We start from the raw sequence: 22,702 nt of genomic DNA, 5'->3' as shown, positions 1-22,702 counted from the left end.
TGTTATGGTGCTCAGCGCCCCCATCACGCCTCACCGCAAACTCGTCCGAACATCAGCGGAGTACTGACGCCTCGATAATCAACCTGACGCTCATCGCGACCTGCTCTGCCAGCGACCTCAAGGCATCGAGAAACGACATCAGAAAGCCATTAATCCTGACCACGACAAACACCCACGCCAACCCGCCCGAACTTTGCATGTCAAAATCATGCAAGCCACCAGACACGTGTTAAATGCAGGTAACATGCGCCGCTTTGCTCCCACACGGCAGTGACCATGTCCGCGACATCCCGTTTCCCTTTTGCTGCTTATCTATTCGCTTGCCTGCTGGGGTTGTTTGCCCTTGGCGGCTTCTGGTACGGCCTCGGCAAACCAGTGATCCTGCCGGATGTCGCCAGCGCGACGCACAAGCTGCAATGCGCCTCTTATACCCCGTTCGATAAAGACCAGTCGCCATTCGACGTTCCATTCAACTTGCGCCCCGAGCGCATGGATGCCGACCTCGCGCTGCTGTCCAAAAGCTTCGAATGCATCCGCACCTATTCCATGACCGGCCTCGAAGCCCTGCCGGAACTGGCGCGCAAGCATGGCCTGAAAATGATGATCGGCGCCTGGGTCAACAGCAACCCGGTGGATACCGCCAAGGAAGTGGAGCTGCTGATCGCCGAAGCCAACGCCAACCCGGACGTGGTCACTGCGGTAATCGTCGGCAACGAGGCCCTGTTGCGTAAGGAAGTCACCAGCACCCAGCTGGTAAAACTGATTGATCGAGTCAAGAGTCAGGTCAAACAACCCGTCACCTACGCAGACGTTTGGGAGTTTTGGCAAAAGCATCCGGAAATCGCTCCATCGGTGGACTTCGTGACTATCCACCTGTTGCCTTACTGGGGCGATTACCCTTGGGACGTCGAGGTCTCCCTGTCGCAACTTGCCGATGTGCGCAAGATGTTCGGCAGTATGTTCGCCCCCAAGGAAGTGTTTATCGGCGAAACTGGCTGGCCCAGTGAAGGCCGTCAGCGCCGCATCGCTGTTCCAAGTCGGGTCAACGAAGCCAGGTTCATTCGTGGTTTTGTCGCCATGGCCGAGCAACAGGGCTGGCACTACAACCTGATCGAAGCCTTCGACCAGCCATGGAAACGCGCCAGTGAAGGTGCGGTCGGGGGTTACTGGGGACTGTTCGATGCCGATCGCCAGGACAAGGGCGTACTGGCCGGGCCGGTGACAAACGTACCGTACTGGTCGCAATGGCTGGCGGTGGGTGGCTTGATCTTCATCGGCACGTTGTTGCTGGGCGGCCGGGTTCGCACGACGCGCTCGGCGCTGGTGCTGCCCCTGCTCGCCGCGTTGGCGGCCTGTTCGATTGGCGCCTGGGGTGACCTGGCACGGGTGACCACGCGTTTTGCCAGCGAATGGCTATGGGTCGGCTTGCTGACCGCTCTGAACCTGCTGGTACTGGCCCATGCCGCACTGGCATTGAGCCCTCGCAGCGGCTGGCGCGCACAGGTTTTCAACGTGCTGGAACGTCGGGCTGGCTGGCTGGTGGCAACGGCAGGCTTCGCGGCAGCCGTGATGATGCTGGAACTGGTGCTCGACCCGCGCTACCGCAGCTTCCCGAGTGTCGCGTTCATCTTGCCGGCGCTGGTTTATCTGTGCCGCCCGGTGAACGTGCCGCGCCGCGAGATTGCCTTGCTGACCTTCATCATCGGAGCCGGTATTGCGCCGCAGTTGTTCGTTGAAGGCCTGCAGAACCACCAGGCCTTGGGCTGGGCGCTGGTGAGCGGGTTGATGGCGGCGGCGTTGTGGCGCTGCCTGCGCGTTCGCAAGGCTTGATTCTTTAGCGACCTGATAGTTCGCCATCGCGGGCAAGCCCGCTCCCACAGGGTTACTCAGTGAACACAGAGTTTGTGTACGACAAAGATCCCTGTGGGAGCGGGCTTGCCCGCGATGAGGCCAGTCAGGCGCTACGAGACTCCCTGACCAACCGCAACCCCGCAATCACCACCGCAAACACCGCCAGCGTGGTGTTGTACAACGCCAGCGCCGGGAACCCGAGCACCAACGCCAGCACCGCCAGCCACCACCCTGCCCGTCCCGGCACGACGAAGCCGACGATGGCTGACGCCAACGCAGCCCAGCCCAGCACCGCGAAGTGAATCATCAAGCCCAGGTTCGAACGCACCTGGCATTCCCAGCGGCTGACCCCATCCACGCAAATGCCGACCCACTGCGCATCCTCCATGAAGCCATAACGCGCGCCATAACTGGCGGCCAGCCATACAGGCAGCAAAACGAGCAGCAGAATCACGGGCAGGCGGCGAGACATGGAACACTCCAATCGGCGAAAAACGGCGGCCAGCTTAATCGCCCTTAAACGTTTCGCAAGCTATAACAACTGTTAACTGGTCATTCAATCGCTGCAAAGTGTATCGTCCAGCTACTATTACTTCGAAATCAAGCCTGTTTGGTGCCGATGGTTGGCACTTAGGCGCATATCCGGTGGTCATAGCCTGCGAAATTCATCCGGCACCTTCTTCTAAGGGATTTAGTCATGCTCCGTTCCTTGCGCTTCGCCGCCCTGTTTGGCGGCCTTATATTGAGTGCGTCTGCACTGGCGGTCGACATTGACGCCGCCAGTTATGGCTACCCCCTGACCAACCCGTTCGAGGCGACCATCGCGACCACGCCTCCGGACCTGCGTCCGGAGCTACCGCTGGACGAAGACATCGATCAGTCAGTGCGCAGCGTCACCTTGCGTCCGGAACGGGCGTTCGAGCTGCCGGACAATTTCTGGGCGGTGAAGAAACTCAACTACCTCATTGCCACGCAGGATCACGCCGCACCGCTGATTTTCCTGATCGCCGGTACCGGTGCACGCTACGACAGCACCCTGAACGAATACCTGAAGAAGCTCTACTACAAGGCCGGCTACCACGTGGTGCAGCTGTCATCGCCCACCAGCTATGACTTCATCAGCGCCGCATCGCGCTTCGCCACGCCGGGCGTGTCCAAGGAAGACGCCGAAGACCTGTACCGGGTAATGCAGGCCGTGCGGGCACAGAACCCGAAATTGCCGGTCACCGATTACTACCTGACCGGGTACAGCCTCGGTGCGCTGGATGCCGCTTTCGTCGCGCACCTGGACGAAACCCGGCGCAGCTTCAACTTCAAGAAAGTCCTGCTGCTCAACCCGCCGGTCAATCTCTACACCTCGATCAGCAACCTCGACAAGCTGGTCCAGACCGAGGTCAAGGGCATCAACAACAGCACCACCTTCTATGAACTGGTGCTGGACAAGCTGACCCGCTACTTCCAGCAAAAGGGCTACATCGACCTCAACGACGCCCTGCTCTACGACTTCCAGCAATCCAAACAGCACCTGACCAACGAGCAGATGGCCATGCTGATCGGTACGTCGTTCCGTTTCTCGGCGGCGGACATCGCCTTCACCTCGGACCTGATCAACCGTCGCGGCCTGATCACCCCGCCCAAGTTCCCGATCACCGAGGGCACCAGCCTCACGCCATTCCTCAAGCGTGCGCTGCAATGCGACTTCGACTGCTACATCACCGAACAGGTCATCCCGATGTGGCGCGCCCGCACCGACGGCGGCAGCCTGCTGCAACTGATTGACCAGGTCAGCCTGTATGCGCTGAAGGACTATCTGCAAAAAAGCCCGAAAATCGCCGTGATGCACAACGCCGATGACGTGATCCTCGGCCCTGGCGACCTGGGCTTCCTGCGCAAGACTTTCGGTGACCGCTTGACCGTTTACCCGCTGGGTGGGCATTGCGGCAACATTAACTACCGCGTCAACAGCGACGCCATGCTGGAGTTCTTCCGTGGCTAAATATCTCCTGCTTCTTGCAGCGTTACTCTGTGCAGGCGTCGCCCAGGCAGACAACAGCAAAGCCAACGCCCCCGTGGTCGTCGACAGTGACGGCTTCAAGGAACCGCTGAGCAAACTCAAATTCAACCCGGGCCTGGATCAGCGCGAGTTCGAGCGCTCGACGCTCGGCGCACTGGCCGTCTACGATCCGCTGGAAGAGTGGAACCGACGCGTCTATCACTTCAACTACCGCTTCGACCAATGGGTGTTCCTGCCGGTGGTCAACGGTTACCGCTACGTCACCCCAAGCTTCCTGCGCACCGGTGTCAGCAACTTCTTCAACAACCTCGGCGACGTGCCCAACCTGTTGAACAGCCTGCTGCAACTCAAGGGTCAGCGTTCGCTGGAAACCACCGGGCGCCTGTTGCTCAACACCACCATCGGCATCGCCGGCCTGTGGGACCCGGCCACCGCCATGGGCCTGCCGCGCCAGAGCGAAGACTTCGGCCAGACCCTGGGCTTCTATGGCGTGCCGGGCGGCGCTTACTTCGTCCTGCCGATCCTCGGTCCGTCGAACCTGCGTGACACCGGCGGCCTGCTGGTGGACTACACGGCCGAGAATGCGATCAACTTCCTCAACGTGGCCGAAGTCAGCTCCAACCATCCGGAAGTCTGGATCCTGCGCGGCATCGACAAGCGCAACCAGACCAGCTTCCGCTATGGCCAGATGAACTCGCCGTTCGAGTACGAGAAAGTACGCTACGTGTACACCGAAGCGCGCAAGTTGCAGGTCGCCGAGTAAACAAGGCAGCCGAAAAACACTGTGGGAGCAAGCCCGCTCCCACAGTTGTCATGTGCTGTCTTCAGCCTTTCAGGGCTTTCCAGATCTTGCTGACGGCCATCACGCCAACCAACACCACCGCCCCTGCGACAATCCCCGCTACGCCATTGAGCAACACCGGCACGATAAATCCGCCGCCACCCGCCGCCGCACTGACACTTTCGATCCAGTGATGCACCACCGGCACGCCGTGGGTCAGGATGCCGCCGCCGACCAGAAACATTGCCGCCGTGCCAATCACCGACAGGCTTTTCATCATGTACGGCGCAGCACGCAGGATGGCGCCACCGATGCTTTTCGCCATCTGCCCGGGTTTCTGGGTCAGCCAGAGTCCCAGGTCATCGAGTTTGACGATACCCGCCACCAACCCGTACACGCCGACGGTCATGACGATTGCGATCCCCGACAGCACGATGACTTGCTGGCTCAATGGCGCACCGGCCACGGTGCCGAGGGTAATGGCGATGATTTCCGCCGAAAGAATGAAGTCGGTGCGGATCGCGCCTTTGATCTTGTCCTTTTCGAACGCCACCAGGTCGACCGCCGGGTCCGCCACCGCCTCGACCAGTTCGGCATGCTCAGCGTGGTCTTCGGCCTTGCTGTGCAGGAACTTGTGGGCGAGTTTTTCAAAACCCTCAAAGCACAAGTAGGCGCCACCCACCATCAACAACGGGGTGACCAGCCACGGAATGAATGCACTGATCGCCAGCGCCGACGGCACCAGGATCAATTTATTGATGAACGAACCCTTGGCGACCGCCCAGACCACCGGGATTTCCCGCTCGGCCCGCACGCCGCTGACTTGCTGGGCATTGAGTGCCAGGTCGTCACCGAGTACGCCGGCGGTTTTCTTGGCGGCCATTTTGGTCATCACCGACACGTCGTCCAGCACGGCCGCGATGTCGTCGATCAGCACCAGCAAACTGCTTCCTGCCATGAATCGGGTTTCCTTCTGCAAATGAATGCGCAGCAGCATAGCGCGGCATCACGGGCTGCGGTGCATTCTTGAGCGCCGCGCGAGGCCGGTGATACCATGCGCAACCGCCAGAACAGGCAAGGAATCACCGGGTTTATGAGCACTATCCGCGAGCGCAACAAACAATTGATCCTGCGTGCCGCCAGTGAGGAGTTCGCCGACAAGGGCTTCGCTGCGACCAAAACCAGTGACATCGCAGCCAAGGCGGGATTGCCCAAGCCCAACGTCTACTACTACTTCAAATCCAAGGAAAACCTCTACCGCGAGGTCCTGGAAAGCATCATCGAGCCGATCCTGCAGGCTTCGACGCCGTTCAACCCGGACGGTGAACCCGGTGAAGTGCTCAGCGGCTACATTCGCTCGAAAATCCGCATCTCCCGCGACCTGCCTTTCGCCTCCAAGGTGTTCGCCAGCGAAATCATGCACGGCGCCCCCCACCTGAGCAGCGATCTGGTCGAACAGCTCAATGGCCAGGCCAAACACAACATCGAGTGCATCCAGACCTGGATCGACCGCGGCCAAATCGCCCCCATCGACCCCAACCACCTGATGTTCAGCATCTGGGCCGCGACCCAGACCTACGCCGACTTCGACTGGCAGATCACCGCCATCACCGGCAAGGCCCGGCTCGATGAAGAGGATTATGAAGCGGCGGCGCAGACGATTATCCGGTTGGTGTTGAAGGGGTGTGAGCCGGACAGGTAGACCTGTGGTATGGCCATCGCTGGCAAGCCAGCTCCCACAGAGATTTGTGCCGTTCACAAAGCTTGAGTTCAACACAGAAACCTGTGGGAGCTGGCTTGCCAGCGATGAAGGCGACTCGGTACCGGTTCAAACCCAAACGGCATCCCACAACGGATAGTCACCAAGCTTTTCAACAAGCCCGGCTCGCAGTGGATTTGCTACCACATACCGAGCTAACTTCACCAAATCCTCCTCCCGCCTCAACGCCCGGTCGTGATAACCCTGCTGCCAAAGCGGTCCACCTCTACCATTCGAAAGATTCACGTCCCGCGTAATCAGGGATTTAGTCTGGCGCATGAGCTTTCTGAGCGAACAGTTTTCCAATTCGACCAGCCAATGAAAATGGTCGGGCATGACAACCCAAGCCAGTGACTTAGCCAATCCAAGATCTTGTGCCCGGCGAAATTGATGCACCACCAATCTGCCCAAAGCGTAATCGGCAAAAACCGGTTCTCGGCCAAGCGTATTGGTGGTCAGTAAATAGATTCGATTGGGTTCGGCATAGCGACTCGTGCGCAGGCGATGTGAAGCAGGTGAATCCGGCATTCCTTTGCCACTCTCATGATGAAGTCATGAGAAGGCTAGCCCCGGAAATGCCGGATGGTCATGCAGACCTTTAGCTGGATGTGTCCCGTCGATAGCCATCGCGGGCAAGCCCGCTCCCACAGGGCCTGATGGTGTACATAAAATATGTGAGCACCTTCGATCATTGTGGGGCTTGCCCGCGATGGCATTAGCTCAGGCGCTGCCGATCAAGCCGCCACCCCCGCATCCGCCACCAACCCCAACGCCTCGATCGCATTGATCGCGCACTGCTCGTCAACATCCGACAGATCGCCGCTGATCCCTACCGCCCCCAGCACATTCCCGTCCTGATCGCGAACCAGCACACCACCCGGTGCCGGCACGACGCTGCCCTGCCCCAGGCTGTTCAATGCGGCGATGAACGCCGGGCGTTGCTGGGCGTCCAGCGCCAGCAGGCGTGACCCCTTGCCCAGCGCGATGGCGCCCCAGGCTTTGCCGATGGCGACGTGCGGGCGCAGCAGGCTGGCGCCGTCTTCGCGTTGCAGGGTGATCAGATGCCCGCCGGCATCCAGTACCGCGATGGTCAAGGGTGCCGCGCAAATCGCACGCCCTGCGCTGATGGCTTCGTTGACCAGGTTGACTGCGACTTTCAAGGTTAAAGCGCTCATGGTGCCGTCCTCATTTTGTTTTTCGGAAAGCCGTGGGGCTGCGGCACAAGTGCGAGACGATCTGCCGCAGCCCGATGCAACAAATAGAACACAATGAACTATTTTTTTGTATACAATAATTCTCGAAAATCGCCACATGCGACGAAAAGCCACAGTAGATTGGCCTTCCGTCGAATGAAACAAGCGCTTGAGAAAATGGATTGACCTGCGCCGTCCGCCGTGAATACACTCTGCGCAAAGCCACTTGTATACAATTACAAAACGTAAAGAGGCACAAAACCATGAGCAAAATGAGAGCAATCGAAGCCGCCGTTCTGGTGATGCGCCGTGAAGGGGTTGATACCGCTTTTGGCATCCCGGGTGCAGCCATCAACCCGCTGTACAACGCCTTGCAAAAAGTCGGCGGCATCGATCACGTACTCGCTCGCCACGTTGAAGGCGCCTCGCACATGGCCGAGGGCTACACCCGCACCAAGGCCGGCAACATCGGCGTGTGCATCGGGACTTCCGGCCCTGCCGGCACCGACATGGTCACCGGGCTCTACAGCGCCTCGGCCGACTCGATTCCAATCCTCTGCATTACCGGCCAGGCACCCCGCGCCCGTATGCACAAGGAAGACTTCCAGGCTGTCGACATCACCAGCATCGTCAAGCCAGTCACCAAGTGGGCGACCACTGTTCTCGAACCGGGCCAGGTGCCTTACGCGTTCCAGAAAGCTTTCTTTGAAATGCGCTCCGGCCGTCCAGGCCCGGTGCTGATCGACCTGCCGTTCGACGTGCAGATGGCCGAGATCGAATTCGACATCGACGCCTACCAGCCGCTGCCTTTGGCCAAGCCGACCGCCAGCCGCGTTCAGGTCGAGAAGGCTCTGGCCCTGCTCGATCAGGCTGAGCGTCCACTGCTGGTAGCCGGTGGTGGCATCATCAATGCCGACGCCAGCGACCTGCTGGTGGAGTTCGCCGAGCTGACCGGTATTCCGGTTATCCCGACCCTGATGGGCTGGGGCACCATCCCGGACGATCACCCACTGATGGTGGGCATGGTTGGCTTGCAGACGTCGCACCGCTACGGCAACGCGACCATGCTCAAATCCGACGTGGTACTGGGCATCGGTAACCGCTGGGCCAACCGTCACACCGGTTCGGTCGACGTGTACACCGAAGGCCGCAAGTTCATCCACGTCGACATCGAAGGCACGCAGATCGGCCGCGTGTTCACCCCGGACCTGGGCATCGTGTCCGACGCCGCTGCCGCGCTGACCGTGTTCATCGAAGTCGCTCGCGAATGGCAAGCCGCCGGCAAGCTGAAGAACCGCAGCGCCTGGCTGCAAGACTGCCAGCAGCGTAAAGCCAGCCTGCATCGCAAGACTCACTTCGACAACGTGCCGGTCAAGCCGCAACGCGTTTACGAAGAAATGAACCAGGTGTTCGGCAAAGACACCTGCTACGTCAGCACCATCGGTCTGTCGCAGATTGCCGGCGCGCAGTTCCTGCACGTCTACAAGCCGCGTCACTGGATCAACTGCGGCCAGGCCGGCCCGTTGGGCTGGACCATTCCGGCCGCGCTGGGCGTGGTCAAGGCCGATCCGAACCGTAAAGTCGTGGCCCTGTCGGGGGACTATGACTTCCAGTTCATGATCGAGGAGTTGGCGGTGGGTGCGCAGTTCAAGCTGCCGTACATCCACGTCGTGGTGAACAACTCGTACCTGGGTCTGATCCGCCAGGCGCAGCGCGGTTTCGACATGGACTACTGCGTGCAGTTGTCCTTCGACAACCTCAACGCACCGGAACTCAACGGCTACGGTGTGGACCACGTCGCGGTGGCCGAGGGCCTGGGCTGCAAGGCACTGCGTGTGTTCGAACCGTCCCAGATCCAGCCTGCCCTGCGCAAGGCCCAGGAGCTGATCGAAGAGTTCAAGGTTCCAGTGATTGTCGAGATTATTCTGGAGCGTGTGACCAACATTTCCATGGGCACCGAGATCAACGCCGTCAACGAGTTCGAAGACCTGGCGCTGGTTGGCGACGACGCACCGACTGCGATTTCGTTGCTCGATTAACTGCTGACCGCGTCCCTTGTAGGAGCCGGCTTGCTGGCGATAGCGGTGTATCAATCGACATTGATGTGACTGACACAACGCCATCGCCAGCAAGCCGGCTCCTACAGGGGGCCTCACAAATTTACAGGAGACCACCATGCCGCGTTTCGCAGCCAACCTGTCCATGCTGTTCACCGAACAGGACTTTCTCGCCCGTTTCGAAGCGGCCGCCAAGGCCGGTTTCAGTGGTGTCGAATACCTGTTCCCGTACGATTTCAGCTCCGCCGAAATCAAGGCCACGCTCGACGCCAACGGTCTGACCCAAGTGCTGTTCAACCTGCCGGCCGGTGACTGGGCCAAGGGCGAACGCGGCATCGCGTGCCTGCCGGATCGGGTGGAAGAGTTCCGTGCCGGTGTCGACCTGGCCATCGCCTACGCGCAGGTTCTGGGCAACACCCAGGTCAACTGCCTGGCCGGTATTCGTCCGCAGGGTTTTGACGACGCCACCGTGGAAAAAACCTTCGTCGCCAACCTCAAGTACGCGGCCGACAAGCTGCAAGCGGCGGGCATCAAACTGGTGATGGAAGCGATCAACACCCGTGACATCCCGGGCTTCTACCTGAACAACACGGCGCAAGCCCTGTCGATTCGCGAGCAGGTCGGCAGCGCCAACCTGTTCCTGCAATACGACATCTACCACATGCAAATCATGGAAGGCGATCTGGCCCGCACCCTGCAATCGCACCTGGGCGAGATCAACCATGTACAGCTCGCGGACAACCCGGGGCGCAACGAACCAGGCACCGGCGAAATCAACTACCGCTTCCTGTTCGAACACCTGGACCGCATCGGTTACCAGGGCTGGGTCGGTTGCGAATACAAGCCGCTGACCACCACCGAAGCGGGCCTGGGCTGGTTGAAAACCCACAACGCAATCTGACGCTGATCCTTGTAGGAGCCGGCTTGCTGGCGATCCAGGCGACACGGTCTGTCAAGCACACCGCAGTGATGCCATCGCCAGCAAGCCGGCTCCTACAAAAGCAGTTCCCAATTTGTTTGAAGCAAGACAAAAACAAGAGGATTTTCTCATGGCTAAAATCGGATTTATCGGCACCGGCATCATGGGCCACCCAATGGCGTTGAACCTGCAGAAAGCCGGTCACAGCCTGTTCCTGTCGGCGCACCACGACGCCGCCCCTGCCGACCTGGTTGCCGGTGGCGCCGTCGCCCTGGCGAACCCGCGCGATGTGGCCCAGGAAGCCGAATTCATCATCGTCATGGTGCCGGACACCCCGCAGGTCGATGACGTGCTGTTCCGTGCCGACGGCATCGCTGCCGGCGTGGGCAAAGGCAAAGTCGTCATCGACATGAGCTCGATCTCGCCGACCGCCACCAAGGCCTTCGCCGCGAAGATCAACGAAAAAGGCGCGCAATACCTCGACGCACCTGTTTCCGGTGGTGAAGTCGGCGCCAAGGCCGCGACCCTGAGCATCATGGTCGGCGGCGATGCCGACGCTTTCGAACGCGCCCTGCCGCTGTTCCAGGCCATGGGCAAGAACATCACCCTGGTCGGTGGCAACGGCGACGGTCAGACCGCCAAGGTCGCCAACCAGATCATCGTCGCCCTGAACATCCAGGCCGTAGCCGAAGCCCTGCTGTTCGCTGCGAAAAACGGTGCCGATCCAGCCAAGGTGCGTGAAGCACTGATGGGTGGTTTCGCCTCCTCGAAGATCCTCGAAGTGCACGGCGAGCGCATGATCAAGGGCACCTTCGATCCGGGCTTCCGCATCAGCCTGCACCAGAAGGACCTGAACCTGGCCCTGCAAGGCGCCAAGGAGCTGAACATCAACCTGCCGAACACCGCCAACACCCAGCAAGTGTTCAGCACCTGCGCGGCCATCGGTGGCAGCAACTGGGACCACTCGGCGCTGATCAAGGGCCTGGAACACATGGCCAACTTCTCGATTCGCGACAAGAAGTAAGCCCTGCCCCCTCCCTGTAGGAGCCGGCTTGCTGGCGATGGCATCACCGCGGTGTGCATGACAGGCCGTGTCGCCTGGATCGCCAGCAAGCCGGCTCCTACAGCACCGAGTTTCCCTTCAAATAACAAGAATTCCGGGAGCCCGCCATGTCGGTCGATCCGCAACAATTCCTGCGCGAGCTGTTCGCCACAGCCATCGACGCGGCCCATCCTCAGCAAGTCCTCGAAGCCCATTTGCCCAAAGATCGCAGCGGTCGGGTGATCGTCATTGGCGCCGGTAAAGCCGCCGCCGCCATGGCCCAGGTGGTCGAGCGCTGCTGGCAGGGTGAAGTGTCCGGTCTGGTGGTGACCCGTTACGGTCACGGCGCCCCGTGCGAAAAAATCGAAGTGGTCGAAGCCGCGCATCCGGTGCCTGACGCTGCGGGTCTTGCCGTCGCCAAGCGCGTGTTCGAACTGGTCAGTGACCTGCGCGAAGAAGACCGCGTGATCTTCCTGCTCTCCGGTGGCGGTTCTGCCCTGCTGGCACTGCCGGCGGTCGGCATCACCCTGGCCGACAAGCAGTCGATCAACAAAGCCCTGCTCAAATCCGGGGCGACCATCGGCGAGATGAACTGCGTGCGCAAGCACCTCTCGGCGATCAAGGGCGGCCGCCTGGGCAAAGCCTGCTGGCCGGCCACTGTCTACACCTACGCGATTTCCGATGTACCGGGCGACCTCGCCACGGTCATCGCCTCCGGCCCTACCGTGGCCGACCCAAGCACCTCGGCCGAAGCGCTGGCGATCCTCAAGCGCTACGCCATCGAGGTTCCGGCCTCGGTTCGCACCTGGCTGCAAAGCCCCGAATCGGAAACCGTCAAGCCCGGTGATCCGAGCCTGGCCCGCAGTCATTTCCAGTTGATCGCCCGCCCGCAACAATCGCTGGAAGCGGCGGCGGTGAAATGCCGTAAGGCCGGGTTCAGCCCGCTGATCCTCGGCGACCTCGAAGGCGAATCCCGCGAGGTGGCGAAAGTCCACGCCGGCATCGCGCGGCAGATCGTCCTGCACGGCCAGCCACTGGCGGCGCCCTGCGTGATTCTCTCCGGTGGCGAAACCACCGTGACCGTACGCGGCAACGGCCGTGGCGGGCGCAACGCCGAGTTCCTGCTGAGCCTGACCGACAGCCTCAAAGGCCTGCCCGGTGTCTACGCGCTGGCCGGTGACACCGACGGCATCGACGGTTCCGAAGACAACGCCGGCGCAATCATGACCCCGGACAGCTTCGCCCGCGCCGCCGCGCTGGGCCTGAGCGCCAGTGACGAGTTGGACAACAACAACGGCTACGGCTACTTCGAGGCACTCGACGCGCTGATCGTCACCGAGCCGACCCGTACCAACGTCAACGACTTCCGCGCCATTCTGATCCTTGAGAGCACTAAACATGACGCCTGATAAAAAGGTCAAAATCCTCGCCACCCTGGGACCTGCCACCGACGGCATCGACGCCATCCGTGAGCTGGTACTGGCCGGGGTGAACATCTTCCGCCTGAACTTCAGCCATGGCGATCACGCCGACCACGCCCAGCGTTTCCAGTGGATCCGTGAAGTCGAGCGCCAGCTGAATTACCCATTGGGCATCCTGATGGACCTGCAAGGCCCGAAACTGCGGGTCGGCAAGTTCGCCGAAGGCAAGGTGCAACTGGTGCGCGGCCAGGCCTTGCGCCTGGACCTCGATGCCACGCCGGGCGATGAGCGCCGGGTCAACCTGCCGCACCCGGAAATCATCGCCGCCCTGGAGCCGGGCATGGACCTGCTGCTCGACGACGGCAAGCTGCGCCTGCGGGTCGTGACCAAGTACGCCGACGCCATCGACACCACCGTGCTCAACGGCGGTGAACTGTCGGACCGCAAAGGCGTGAACGTGCCACAAGCGGTACTCGACCTGAGCCCGCTGACCGCCAAGGATCGCCGCGACCTGACCTTCGGCCTGGAGCTGGGTGTGGACTGGGTGGCGCTGTCGTTCGTGCAACGTCCCGATGACATCCGCGAAGCCCGTACCCTGATCGGCGACAAGGCGTTCCTGATGGCCAAGATCGAAAAGCCGTCTGCCGTTGAACAACTGCGCGAGATCGCCGAATTGAGCGACGCGATCATGGTCGCCCGGGGTGACCTGGGCGTGGAAGTGCCCGCCGAAAGCGTGCCGCAGATTCAGAAGAACATCATCAGCACCTGCCGCCAACTCGGCAAACCGGTGGTGGTGGCGACGCAGATGCTCGAGTCGATGCGCTTCTCGCCGGCGCCAACCCGCGCCGAGGTAACCGATGTGGCCAACGCGGTGGCCGAAGGTGCGGACGCGGTGATGCTGTCGGCCGAAACCGCGTCCGGCGAATACCCGCTCGAAGCCGTGCAGATGATGAGCAAGATCATCCGTCAGGTGGAGAACGGTCCGGACTATCAGACTCAACTCGACGTCAGCCGGCCGAAAGCCGAGGCGACAGTTTCCGACGCGATCAGCTGCGCCATTCGCCGCATCAGCAACGTGCTGCCGGTGGCGGTGCTGGTCAACTACAGCGAATCCGGCGCATCGAGCCTGCGTGCGGCGCGGGAACGGCCGACGGTGCCGATCCTCAACCTGACGCCGAACCTGCAGACCGCCCGTCGCCTGAGCGTGGCCTGGGGTGTGCACTCGGTGGTCAACGATCGCCTGCGCCAGGTCGATGAAGTCTGCTCCACGGCGCTTGAGATCGCCCAGGCACAAGGCATGGCCCAGCGAGGCGACACGCTGTTGATCACCGCCGGTGTGCCCTTTGGGCAGCCGGGGTCGACTAACTCTTTGCGTATCGAGACGTTGATCTAGAACGCCCATACCGGCCTCATCGCCAGCAAGCCGGCTCCTACAGGGACAGCGTATTTCTGTAGGAGCCGGCTTGCTGGCGATGAAAGCAACCTGGTTTCACTGACCTTTCAGATCTGCCATGCCCGCCAACCATTTCAACACCCACTGCCCCGACTGGGCCGAAGCGTTACTCAACGGTTTCAGTCAAATATTCCTCCAGCGCAATCCGCTGTGCGGTTTGCTGATTCTTTCGGCCATCCTGTTCACCGCCCCGGCCCTGCTCGGCGGTGCCCTCCTGGGCGGTGTCGCCGGGCTGCTCACTGCGCAACGCCGCAACTATGCCAAGGCTGATCGCCAGGCCGGGTTGTTCAGCTACAACGGCGTTCTGCTCGGACTGTTGCTGAGCCTGTATTTCCCCTGGTCGGCGATGATGCCGCCGCTGATTCTGGCCGCCGGTGGCCTGAGCGCGATGATCACCCAGCAGTGGCTCAAGCGCGTCCGGTTCAGCCAATACCTCCCCGCCTACACCACGCCGTTCGTGGTGCTGAGCTGGGGGCTGCTGTGCTTCGCCACGCCGTCGACCGAGGCGCACTTGATCGAAGTCAGCACCCTGAACATGCTCGCCGCCCCCTTCAAAGGCATTGGCCAGGTGATGTTCCTCGGCCATCCGCTGGCCGGTGCGATGATTGCCGCCGGCTTGCTGATCGCTGATCGCCGTGCATTTTTCTGGGCGTTGCTGGCCTCTGTCGCGGGCATGGGCTGGAGCATGCTGCAGCACGATTTCTACACGGCGCTGCTCGGTCTGGGTGGCTATAACGCCGTACTCGCCGCCCTCGCCTTCAGCTCGCAGCGTCGCCAGCCGTGGCTGCCGTTGCTGGGCATCGGCCTGGCGCTGGCGCTGACCCCGCTGTTCGCCGTCATCGGTCTGCCGACGCTGACCGCGCCGTTCATTCTTGCCTGCTGGCTGGTCCGCAGCGCGGTGCAAATGCTTGGCAAGGCCACGGTTGCCAGTGAGCCTTGCACTCTGGAGGAGAATCAACCTAGGCTGCGCTGATCTTCGAGCCAGGCGTTATCCATGGACATCAGCAACAAACAATGGCGTGAACAGCTTTACGTCATGATTTTCCAAAGCGACACCAAGGCGGGTCGACGCTTCGACGGCATTCTGCTGTTGATCATCCTCGCCAGCCTGGTGATCGTGATGCTCGACAGCATCGACAGCATTCACCAGAACTACGCCGATGTCCTCGCGTACATCGAGTGGGGTTTCACGGTGATCTTCCTGGGCGAGTACATCCTGCGCCTGTACTGCTCGCCTAAGCCCTTGCGCTACGCCTTCAGCTTTTACGGGTTGGTGGATCTGCTGGCGATCGTGCCGGGCATCCTCGCGCTGTATTACGCCGATGCGCAGTACCTGCTGATTATCCGCATCATCCGCATGCTGCGGATTTTCCGCGTGCTCAAGCTCAGCCCCTATCTGAAACAAGCCAACTACCTGATGGCGGCGCTGCGCGGCAGCAAGCAGAAAATCGTGGTGTTCCTGGTCAGCGTCTGCACGCTGGTGACGGTGTTCGGCACGCTGATGTATGTCATCGAAGGCCCGGAACATGGCTTCACCAGCATTCCCAAAGGCATCTATTGGGCAATCGTGACGCTGACTACCGTGGGTTTCGGTGACATCGTGCCGAAGACGCCGCTGGGCCAGGTGGTTTCCTCTCTGGTGATGATCACCGGTTACTCGATCATTGCGGTACCCACCGGCATTTTCACTGCCGAACTGGCCAACGCCATGCGTGGCGATCAACTGCAGCACGACTGCCCGGTGTGCAAGAAAAACAACCACGAACACGGCGCCGCGTTCTGCTCCCGTTGTGGCAATGCGTTGTTCAAGAAATTGGAATAAGCAAAGAGCTTTTTAATCTTTAAGGGACTATACGACCCCGGTTATAGTCGCTGGCAAAATGCCCCATCTTTTAAATAGAACAAGGATTGCGCAGTGAAAAAACTCTTTGGCGCCTCTCTTCTGGCCGCTGGCCTGGCACTGACCAGCGTGGCTCAGGCCGCACCAACCCTGCTCAACGTTTCCTACGACGTGATGCGCGATTTCTACAAGGACTACAACACTGCGTTCCAGAAACACTGGCAAGCCGAGCACAACGAAAACATCACCCTGCAAATGTCCTTCGGCGGCTCCAGCAAACAGGCGCGCTCGGTCATCGACGGCCTGCCGGCTGACGTGATCACCATGAACATGGCCACCGACATCAACGCCCTGGCGGACAACGGCAAACTGGTCCCGGACAACTGGGTCACGCGCCTGCCGAACAACAGCGCGCCGTTCACCTCGGCCACCGTGTTCATCGTGCGCAAGGGCAACCCGAAAGCCCTGAAAGACTGGCCGGACCTGCTCAAGGATGGCGTCCAGGTCATCGTGCCGAACCCGAAAACCTCCGGCAACGGTCGCTACACCTACCTTTCCGCCTGGGGCTACGTGCTGAAAAACGGCGGTGACGAGAACAAGGCCAAAGACTTCGTCGGCAAGCTGTTCAAGCAAGCGCCGGTACTCGACACCGGTGGCCGTGCCGCCACGACCACCTTCATGACCAACCAGATCGGTGACGTGCTGGTGACCTTCGAGAACGAAGCGGAAATGATCGCCCGCGAGTTCGGCCGTGATCAGTTCGAAGTCATCTACCCAAGCGTTTCCGCCGAAGCCGAGCCACCGGTGTCGGTGGTCGACAAGACCGTCGACAAGAAAGGCACCCGCGCCGCCGCCGAGGAATACCTGAAGTACCTGTGGTCGCCGCAAGGCCAGGAAATTGCAGCCGCCAACTACCTGCGCCCGCGTGACCCGGCCGTGCTGGCCAAGTACACCGACCGCTTCCCGAAAGTGGACTTCCTGTCCGTCGAGAAGACCTTCGGTGACTGGCGTACCGTGCAGAAGACCCACTTCAACGATGGTGGGGTTTTCGACCAGATCTACAGCGGTCAATAATCGCCTGGAACACAGCAATTCCTGTGGGAGCGAGCTTGCTCGCGATGACAATTGCACAGTCAACATCGACGTTGACTGTCATTACGCCATCGCGAGCAAGCTCGCTCCCACAGTTTTTTTCGCCTGCTGTTTCAGCTCAAGTTGCCGCAGAAAATGGCCTGGTGACCATCGGCCGGGCTTTCACGCACCACCAAGGCGTAGCCGCCGGCTCGAAGGGTTTCGACGGCGACCGGTGCGCTCTTCCAGAAATACTGGTGCGAGGCCGCAGAATAGAACCGCGCGTTGGGTCCGTCGTTCATGTCATAGGCCGGTTTCGCACCCAGGTTCTCGCAGCTGCCCGGGTAGATGTAAGCCATCAAACGGCCCGGCAGCGCACTGCCCATGGGCTCACCACTGAGCGCAAACCAGAACACGGTGTCATGCCCGCTGGGCATCATGATCGGCCGGCCAATATTTCCGGCATTGATCGCGGTGCCATTCAGGGGAACGTTGGTGACCTGGTTGTCAGGCACTGTCGAACAACCACAGAGCCCGCCGAACGCTAAGACTAACGCCAGCGAAGATACGATTTTCATCGTGATACTCCCGCTTGTAAGGACACATTGAAGTGATCCCCCCTGTAGATTCTAGCTGCCGGGGCCCTGCGGGTTTTTCTTCGGATGGCCGGTTGCCATGTGCTGATCATTACGCAATGGCATGATTACTATCACTCCAATCCCGCTTCCGCGTTTTCAGTCAGCCCGTTAGCCTGCGCGCATTCCATTCCGTACAGCGAGACCCGTTATGACCCCTGCGACCCACGTGCCCCACGGCACCGCGACAATGACCCGAGGCATGGTGCTGCTGTTCGCCTTCTGCTGCGGCGCCATTGTCGCCAACATCTACTACGCCCAGCCGATCATCGGCCTGATCGCGCCGGACATCGGCCTGACCAACACCATGGCCAGCCTGATCGTGTCCCTGACGCAAATCGGCTATGCGCTGGGGCTGTTTTTCCTCGTGCCGCTGGGGGACCTGCTGGAGAACCGTCGGCTGATGATCATCACCACGCTGGTGGCGATTGTCAGCCTTCTGGGTGCGGCATTCACCGATCAGCCCAACGTGTTCCTGCTGATTTCGCTGTTGGTGGGGTTCAGTTCGGTGTCGGTGCAAATCCTCATCCCGTTGGCCGCGCACCTGGCGCCGGAAGAAACACGTGGGCGTGTAGTGGGCGGGATCATGGGCGGTCTGTTGCTCGGCATTCTGCTGGCCCGGCCGGTGTCCAGCGTGGTGGCCGATCACTTCGGCTGGCGGGCGATGTTCATGATTGCCGCCGTGTTGATGGCGGCCATCAGCATCGTGCTGGCCGTGACCATTCCCAAGCGTGAGCCCGATCACAGCGCGTCCTACGGCCAGTTGCTGGGCTCGCTGTGGACGCTGTTGTGCAAGCAACCGGTACTGCGTCAACGGGCGTTTTACCAGGGTTGCATGTTTGCCACTTTCAGCCTGTTCTGGACTGCCGTGCCGCTTGAATTGGCGCGCAATCATGGTTTGTCGCAAAGCGGCATCGCGATTTTCGCGCTGGTGGGCGCCATCGGCGCCATTGCCGCACCGATCGCCGGACGCCTGGCCGATGCCGGCCATACCCGCATCGCCTCGTTGCTGGCCTTGGTGTTCGCCAGCCTGAGTTTCCTGCCGGCGTTCATCCATCCAGCCTACAGCGTCATCGGCCTGGCCGTGACCGGCGTGGTGCTCGACTTCTGCGTGCAGATGAACATGGTCCTCGGCCAGCGCGCGGTCTACGCCCTCGACGGCAAAAGCCGCAGCCGCCTGAATGCGCTGTACATGACCAGCATCTTCATCGGCGGTGCCTTCGGTTCTTCGGTGGCCAGCGCGGTGTACGAACACGGCGGCTGGTTGTGGATCGTGATCGTCGGCAGCGCGTTCCCGTTGCTGGCGTTGCTGCGCTTCCTGAGTGTTTCGCAGAAAGGTTCGCTGGCGACGGCTTAGTTCAATCGCCGCCCGGGGATGGTGGGATCTGTTACGCCGAGGTCAACGGCCCAGACGTACGAGTTCGACGGAGGCCGCGTTCTGATTAACGCCACCTGACAAGTGTGGGAGCGGGCTTGCCGCTCCCTCCTACAACACCCCCCATCAAACCCGACCCTGACATTCACCGGCAATTCACCCCGATGCTGCATCAACCAGGCATCCAGGGTATGCCCGACATGGGTCAATACCGCCTTCTTCGGCTGCAACTCGTCGATGCACTGCAAGGCCAGGTTCAGGTCGTTGTGATTACGCGGGGCCTGGGGTTGCGGTGGCAGGGAGCAATCCAGCACCAGCACATCCAGTGGCTCACGCTGCAGCCAGCTCGAAGTGTCCGGCGGCAGGCCCACGGTGTCGGTCAGGTAGGCGATTCGCCGCCCTTCGCCTTCCAGCAGATAACCGAGGGTCGGTTTCGAGTGTTGCAGCGGCAGCGCGGTGACACTGAGCGCACCGAATTGCCGGGTTTCAAAGCCGTCGAAGGGTTGGCTGAAATCGAGAATGCCGGGGTGTTTGTAGAGGTCGGCGAGGCCCTCCGGGTCCACCGGGCCGTGGACCGGAATCACCAGCCCCTGGCCCCAGCGCAGATGCAACAGGCCCTGGGCATGATCGGCGTGGTAATGGGTCTGGAGAATGCCGTTGAAACTGTGCGGCGGGAACCGTTCGCACAGGTCAGGCAAGCCGCTGTCGATCAACCAGCGCTGATCGCCACACTCGATCAGCGCGCTGCAGGGTCGACGCTGCAAGTACTCATCCCTGCGGGCCGCGTCACAAGCCACACATTCGCAGCCGTAGACCGGGACTTGTCGGGCGTCGCCGGTGCCCAGCAACGTCAGGCGCATGCAGCCTGGCCATCGATGCAGGCTAGCATGCGTGCCACCGTATGCTCCAGTGCCCCGGAGTTATCCAGCACATGCAGCGTCGGGTCATTGTCAGCGAGCACACGCTGATTGAAGCGCGCATTGCGCGCCAGCCGGGCATCGATCTCGGCCACCGATTCCCGCCCGCGCGCCAGCAGGCGCTCGCATAACACGGCCTGGTTCACGGTCAGCAACAACACCAGCACATTCGGATAGCGCTCGCGGGTTTTCTGCAAATGCCCCCGCGAGCCATTGACCAGCACGTCGTGCCCGGCGGCCAGCCAGTCGTCGATTTCCCGTCGGATGCCATAGGACAGGCCATTGGCATGCCAGCTCAGGGCAAACGCGCCGTCTGCCTCCATGTCGGCAAACTGCTGCGGGCTGACGCCCAGTGCCGCCTCGCCCACCGCTTCCGCCGAACGGGTGATGACCCGGCGCACGATCCGGCAGCCGCGATCTGCCAACTGCTCTCGCGCCGCATCCAACAGGCTGTCCTTGCCTGAGCCCGAGGGCCCGATGAGATAGATCAACCTGCCCGCCATCAAAACACCCTCTTCGCTTGTCGCCATACTTGCTGGACCACTGGCAAGCCATCCTGGCTACGCGCTTGCAGCAGATCCGCGCGCAGACCCGGTGCAATCTCGCCACGATCGTTCAACCCGGCGGCCCGGGCCGGATTCAGGCTGACCATGCGCACCGCTTCGGCCAGACCGATCCGCTCACTCTGCGCCGCCAGCGCGAACGCCGATTGCAGCAGGCTTGCCGGGTAGTAGTCGCTGGACAGAATATCCAGCAAGCCTTCGTCGGCCAGATCGAAGGCGGCCACGTTACCCGAGTGTGACCCGCCGCGCACAATGTTCGGCGCACCCATCAACACATTCATGCAGTGCTCCCGGCAACCGCGCGCGGCCTCGACGGTGGTCGGGAACTCGGCGATGGTCATGCCGTAGCGCGCCGACTCCTCGACGTGGGCCAGGGTCGCGTCATCATGGCTGGCAACCGACAGGCCAAGGGCCAGGCAGTGCTCGACAATCGCCGCGCGGTAGCGGTCGCCATAGGTGCGCGAGTTGGCCATCTGCAGGGTGATGAATTCATCCATCTGCGTAGTGGTCAGGTGGTACTTGCCCATGTAGTACTCACGGTACTTGGATTCCAGCACGAACTGGCGCTGACCCGGCGAGTGGTCCATAACAGACACCAATTGCACCAGCGGGTTCTCCACCAGATCGCGGAACACGCTGAGGGTGTCCGGGTGGCACAGTTCGCAGCGCAAGTGCAGGCGGTGTTCGGCGCGGGTCAGCCCGGCGTCGCTGGCTTTGGAGATGGCGTCGAGCATCGCCGGCAGTTTCTGCATGCGATTGCCCTTGGGGTTCACATCGCCGATCGACACCGCGTCGAACACCGTGGTGATGCCGGCCGCGATGATCTGTGCATCGTGACTGAGCACCGCCGGCACCGACGGCCAGTCCACACCGGGACGCGGGGTCATGTGGCGTTCCAGATTGTCGGTGTGCAGCTCGACAAGACCCGGCAGCAGGTAGTCGCCATTGAGGTCCAGAGCCTGGGGCAAACGGCTCGGGCCTTCGGCGACCTCGGCGATCAAGCCGTCGCGCAGCAGCACGGTGCCGTAGAACACACGGTCAGCGGTGACCAGTTGGGCATTGCTGAGGATCTGTTCAACGGACATCGGCGTACTCCTTTTCAGTCACAGCGGCTGGGGTCATGTCGAGATGGCGGTCGGCAACCGCCTCGCGGGCGATGCGGTCGTGGAAGATGCCGATCAGCGCGGCACCGGCGGCCTTTGCTTCATTCATCAGTTCCAGCACCACTTGGCGATTGTTGTCGTCGAGTGAGGCTGTCGGTTCGTCGAGCAACATCACCGGCCAGGCCACCATGAACCCGCGGGCGATGTTGACTCGCTGCTGTTCGCCACCGGAGAAGGTGCCGGGCGCCAGTTGCCAGAGGCGTTGCGGGATGTTCAGGCGCGTGAGTAGCAATTCGGCGCGCGCTTGCGCCTGCTCTTTCGCCCAACCACGGGCCAGGGCCGGCTCCATCACCACGTCCAGGCACGCGACCCGCGGGATCACTCTCAGGAACTGACTGACATAACCCAAGGTGCGCTGACGCACTTGCAGGATGTCCCGGGGTTCGGCGCCCACCAGCTCCAGCCACTCGCCGTCGTGCTGCACGCGGATGCTGCCGCCCGCCGGCAGGTAGTTGCCGTACAGGGTGCGCAGCAAGGTGCTTTTACCGGCGCCGGACTGGCCATGCAGCACCAGGCATTCACCGGCCGCCACACTGAAATCCACCCCGCGCAGCACGTTGAGGACCACGCCGTTCTGCTGATGCAAAGTGAAGGTTTTCGAGAGGTCACGGACCTCGATCAAGGTATTCATCGCAGGGTTTCCACTAT

At 61.4% G+C, this 22,702-nt stretch carries 20 protein-coding genes and 2 pseudogenes; 13 read left to right on the top strand and 9 right to left on the bottom strand.

Translation table 11 applies throughout. The features are described 5' to 3' along the window. Window positions 1–233 precede the first annotated feature (233 nt). Window positions 234–1,830, top strand: a pseudogene (locus AB4O16_RS24975) (glycoside hydrolase family 17 protein). A gap of 124 nt (window positions 1,831–1,954) precedes the next feature. Here AB4O16_RS24975 and AB4O16_RS24970 read toward each other — a convergent pair. Then, entirely contained in the window at window positions 1,955–2,323 is a 369-nt protein-coding gene (locus AB4O16_RS24970; RefSeq protein WP_460156086.1) for a hypothetical protein, read from the bottom strand. A gap of 225 nt (window positions 2,324–2,548) precedes the next feature. On the opposite strand from AB4O16_RS24970, the gene AB4O16_RS24965 reads away from it, so the two are divergent. Beyond that, window positions 2,549–3,847, top strand: a complete 1,299-nt coding sequence (locus AB4O16_RS24965) for a serine/threonine protein kinase (RefSeq protein WP_160388294.1) — start codon at window positions 2,549–2,551, stop codon at window positions 3,845–3,847. Next, on the top strand, window positions 3,840–4,628 hold the full coding sequence (locus AB4O16_RS24960) for an MlaA family lipoprotein (protein ID WP_160388293.1): 789 nt from the start codon (window positions 3,840–3,842) through the stop codon (window positions 4,626–4,628). The genes AB4O16_RS24965 and AB4O16_RS24960 overlap by 8 nt, the downstream gene beginning before the upstream one ends. Before the next feature lie 61 nt (window positions 4,629–4,689). Here AB4O16_RS24960 and AB4O16_RS24955 read toward each other — a convergent pair whose 3' ends face one another. Beyond that, the gene (locus tag AB4O16_RS24955; protein WP_460156085.1) at window positions 4,690–5,604 is read right to left on the bottom strand and encodes a DUF808 domain-containing protein; all 915 of its coding nucleotides are present in this window, start codon (window positions 5,602–5,604) and stop codon (window positions 4,690–4,692) included. Between the two features lie 135 nt (window positions 5,605–5,739). On the opposite strand from AB4O16_RS24955, the gene AB4O16_RS24950 reads away from it, so the two are divergent. Continuing rightward, window positions 5,740–6,348 carry a TetR/AcrR family transcriptional regulator gene (locus AB4O16_RS24950; protein ID WP_160388291.1) on the top strand — a complete coding sequence of 203 codons (609 nt, stop codon included), beginning with the start codon at window positions 5,740–5,742 and terminating at the stop codon, window positions 6,346–6,348. Window positions 6,349–6,474: 126 nt separating this feature from the next. Here AB4O16_RS24950 and AB4O16_RS24945 read toward each other — a convergent pair whose 3' ends face one another. Further along, window positions 6,475–6,933 (bottom strand): REP-associated tyrosine transposase, encoded by a 459-nt coding sequence (locus AB4O16_RS24945; protein WP_460156084.1) that lies wholly within the window; start codon window positions 6,931–6,933, stop codon window positions 6,475–6,477. A gap of 206 nt (window positions 6,934–7,139) precedes the next feature. Next, complete coding sequence (locus AB4O16_RS24940; protein ID WP_460156083.1) at window positions 7,140–7,580, bottom strand: GlcG/HbpS family heme-binding protein; 441 nt, start codon at window positions 7,578–7,580, stop codon at window positions 7,140–7,142. Between the two features lie 281 nt (window positions 7,581–7,861). Here AB4O16_RS24940 and gcl point away from each other — a divergent pair, with 281 nt between their 5' ends. The 8 genes from gcl to AB4O16_RS24900 all read left to right on the top strand — a co-directional run bounded on the left by gcl (window position 7,862) and on the right by AB4O16_RS24900 (window position 17,404). Beyond that, complete coding sequence (gene gcl / locus AB4O16_RS24935) at window positions 7,862–9,637, top strand: glyoxylate carboligase (RefSeq protein WP_460156082.1); 1,776 nt, start codon at window positions 7,862–7,864, stop codon at window positions 9,635–9,637. Window positions 9,638–9,773: 136 nt separating this feature from the next. After that, complete coding sequence (gene hyi / locus AB4O16_RS24930) at window positions 9,774–10,556, top strand: hydroxypyruvate isomerase (protein ID WP_160388288.1); 783 nt, start codon at window positions 9,774–9,776, stop codon at window positions 10,554–10,556. A 148-nt stretch (window positions 10,557–10,704) separates the two neighbouring features. Beyond that, entirely contained in the window at window positions 10,705–11,598 is an 894-nt protein-coding gene (locus AB4O16_RS24925; protein ID WP_150716447.1) for a 2-hydroxy-3-oxopropionate reductase, read from the top strand. Window positions 11,599–11,744: 146 nt separating this feature from the next. Then, window positions 11,745–13,025, top strand: coding sequence for a glycerate kinase type-2 family protein (locus tag AB4O16_RS24920; RefSeq protein ID WP_460156081.1), 1,281 nt, complete (start codon window positions 11,745–11,747; stop codon window positions 13,023–13,025). Further along, on the top strand, window positions 13,015–14,430 hold the full coding sequence (gene pyk, locus AB4O16_RS24915) for a pyruvate kinase (protein WP_046037667.1): 1,416 nt from the start codon (window positions 13,015–13,017) through the stop codon (window positions 14,428–14,430). Before AB4O16_RS24920 ends, pyk begins: the two co-directional genes overlap by 11 nt. Before the next feature lie 118 nt (window positions 14,431–14,548). Further along, window positions 14,549–15,463, top strand: a complete 915-nt coding sequence (locus AB4O16_RS24910) for an urea transporter (RefSeq protein ID WP_460156080.1) — start codon at window positions 14,549–14,551, stop codon at window positions 15,461–15,463. Window positions 15,464–15,484: 21 nt separating this feature from the next. After that, a complete protein-coding gene (locus AB4O16_RS24905; protein ID WP_160388285.1) occupies window positions 15,485–16,312 on the top strand; it encodes an ion transporter in 828 nt (275 codons plus the stop codon). A gap of 93 nt (window positions 16,313–16,405) precedes the next feature. Then, a complete protein-coding gene (locus AB4O16_RS24900) occupies window positions 16,406–17,404 on the top strand; it encodes a sulfate ABC transporter substrate-binding protein (RefSeq protein ID WP_460156079.1) in 999 nt (332 codons plus the stop codon). Between the two features lie 131 nt (window positions 17,405–17,535). Here AB4O16_RS24900 and AB4O16_RS24895 read toward each other — a convergent pair whose 3' ends face one another. Then, the gene (locus tag AB4O16_RS24895; RefSeq protein ID WP_160388284.1) at window positions 17,536–17,979 is read right to left on the bottom strand and encodes a hypothetical protein; all 444 of its coding nucleotides are present in this window, start codon (window positions 17,977–17,979) and stop codon (window positions 17,536–17,538) included. Window positions 17,980–18,187: 208 nt separating this feature from the next. Between AB4O16_RS24895 and AB4O16_RS24890 the strand changes: the two genes are divergently transcribed. Beyond that, on the top strand, window positions 18,188–19,393 hold the full coding sequence (locus AB4O16_RS24890; RefSeq protein ID WP_160388283.1) for an MFS transporter: 1,206 nt from the start codon (window positions 18,188–18,190) through the stop codon (window positions 19,391–19,393). A gap of 134 nt (window positions 19,394–19,527) precedes the next feature. On the opposite strand, the pseudogene phnP reads toward AB4O16_RS24890, so the two are convergent. The 4 genes and pseudogenes from phnP to phnL form a co-directional block, all read right to left on the bottom strand. Then, window positions 19,528–20,271 (bottom strand): annotated as a pseudogene (gene phnP, locus AB4O16_RS24885) (phosphonate metabolism protein PhnP); the annotation flags it as partial. After that, window positions 20,262–20,831, bottom strand: a complete 570-nt coding sequence (gene phnN / locus AB4O16_RS24880; protein WP_460156078.1) for a phosphonate metabolism protein/1,5-bisphosphokinase (PRPP-forming) PhnN — start codon at window positions 20,829–20,831, stop codon at window positions 20,262–20,264. The gene phnN and the pseudogene phnP, both read right to left, overlap by 10 nt. Next, complete coding sequence (locus AB4O16_RS24875; protein WP_460156077.1) at window positions 20,831–21,976, bottom strand: alpha-D-ribose 1-methylphosphonate 5-triphosphate diphosphatase; 1,146 nt, start codon at window positions 21,974–21,976, stop codon at window positions 20,831–20,833. Before AB4O16_RS24875 ends, phnN begins: the two co-directional genes overlap by 1 nt. After that, window positions 21,966–22,685 carry a phosphonate C-P lyase system protein PhnL gene (gene phnL, locus AB4O16_RS24870; RefSeq protein WP_460156076.1) on the bottom strand — a complete coding sequence of 240 codons (720 nt, stop codon included), beginning with the start codon at window positions 22,683–22,685 and terminating at the stop codon, window positions 21,966–21,968. Before phnL ends, AB4O16_RS24875 begins: the two co-directional genes overlap by 11 nt. Between the last annotated feature and the right edge of the window lie 17 nt (window positions 22,686–22,702).

Source organism: Pseudomonas sp. S2_H10 (assembly GCF_054668285.1).
Note: the sequence above shows the minus strand (reverse complement) of the source record. Positions and strands in the feature narration are given on the sequence as shown.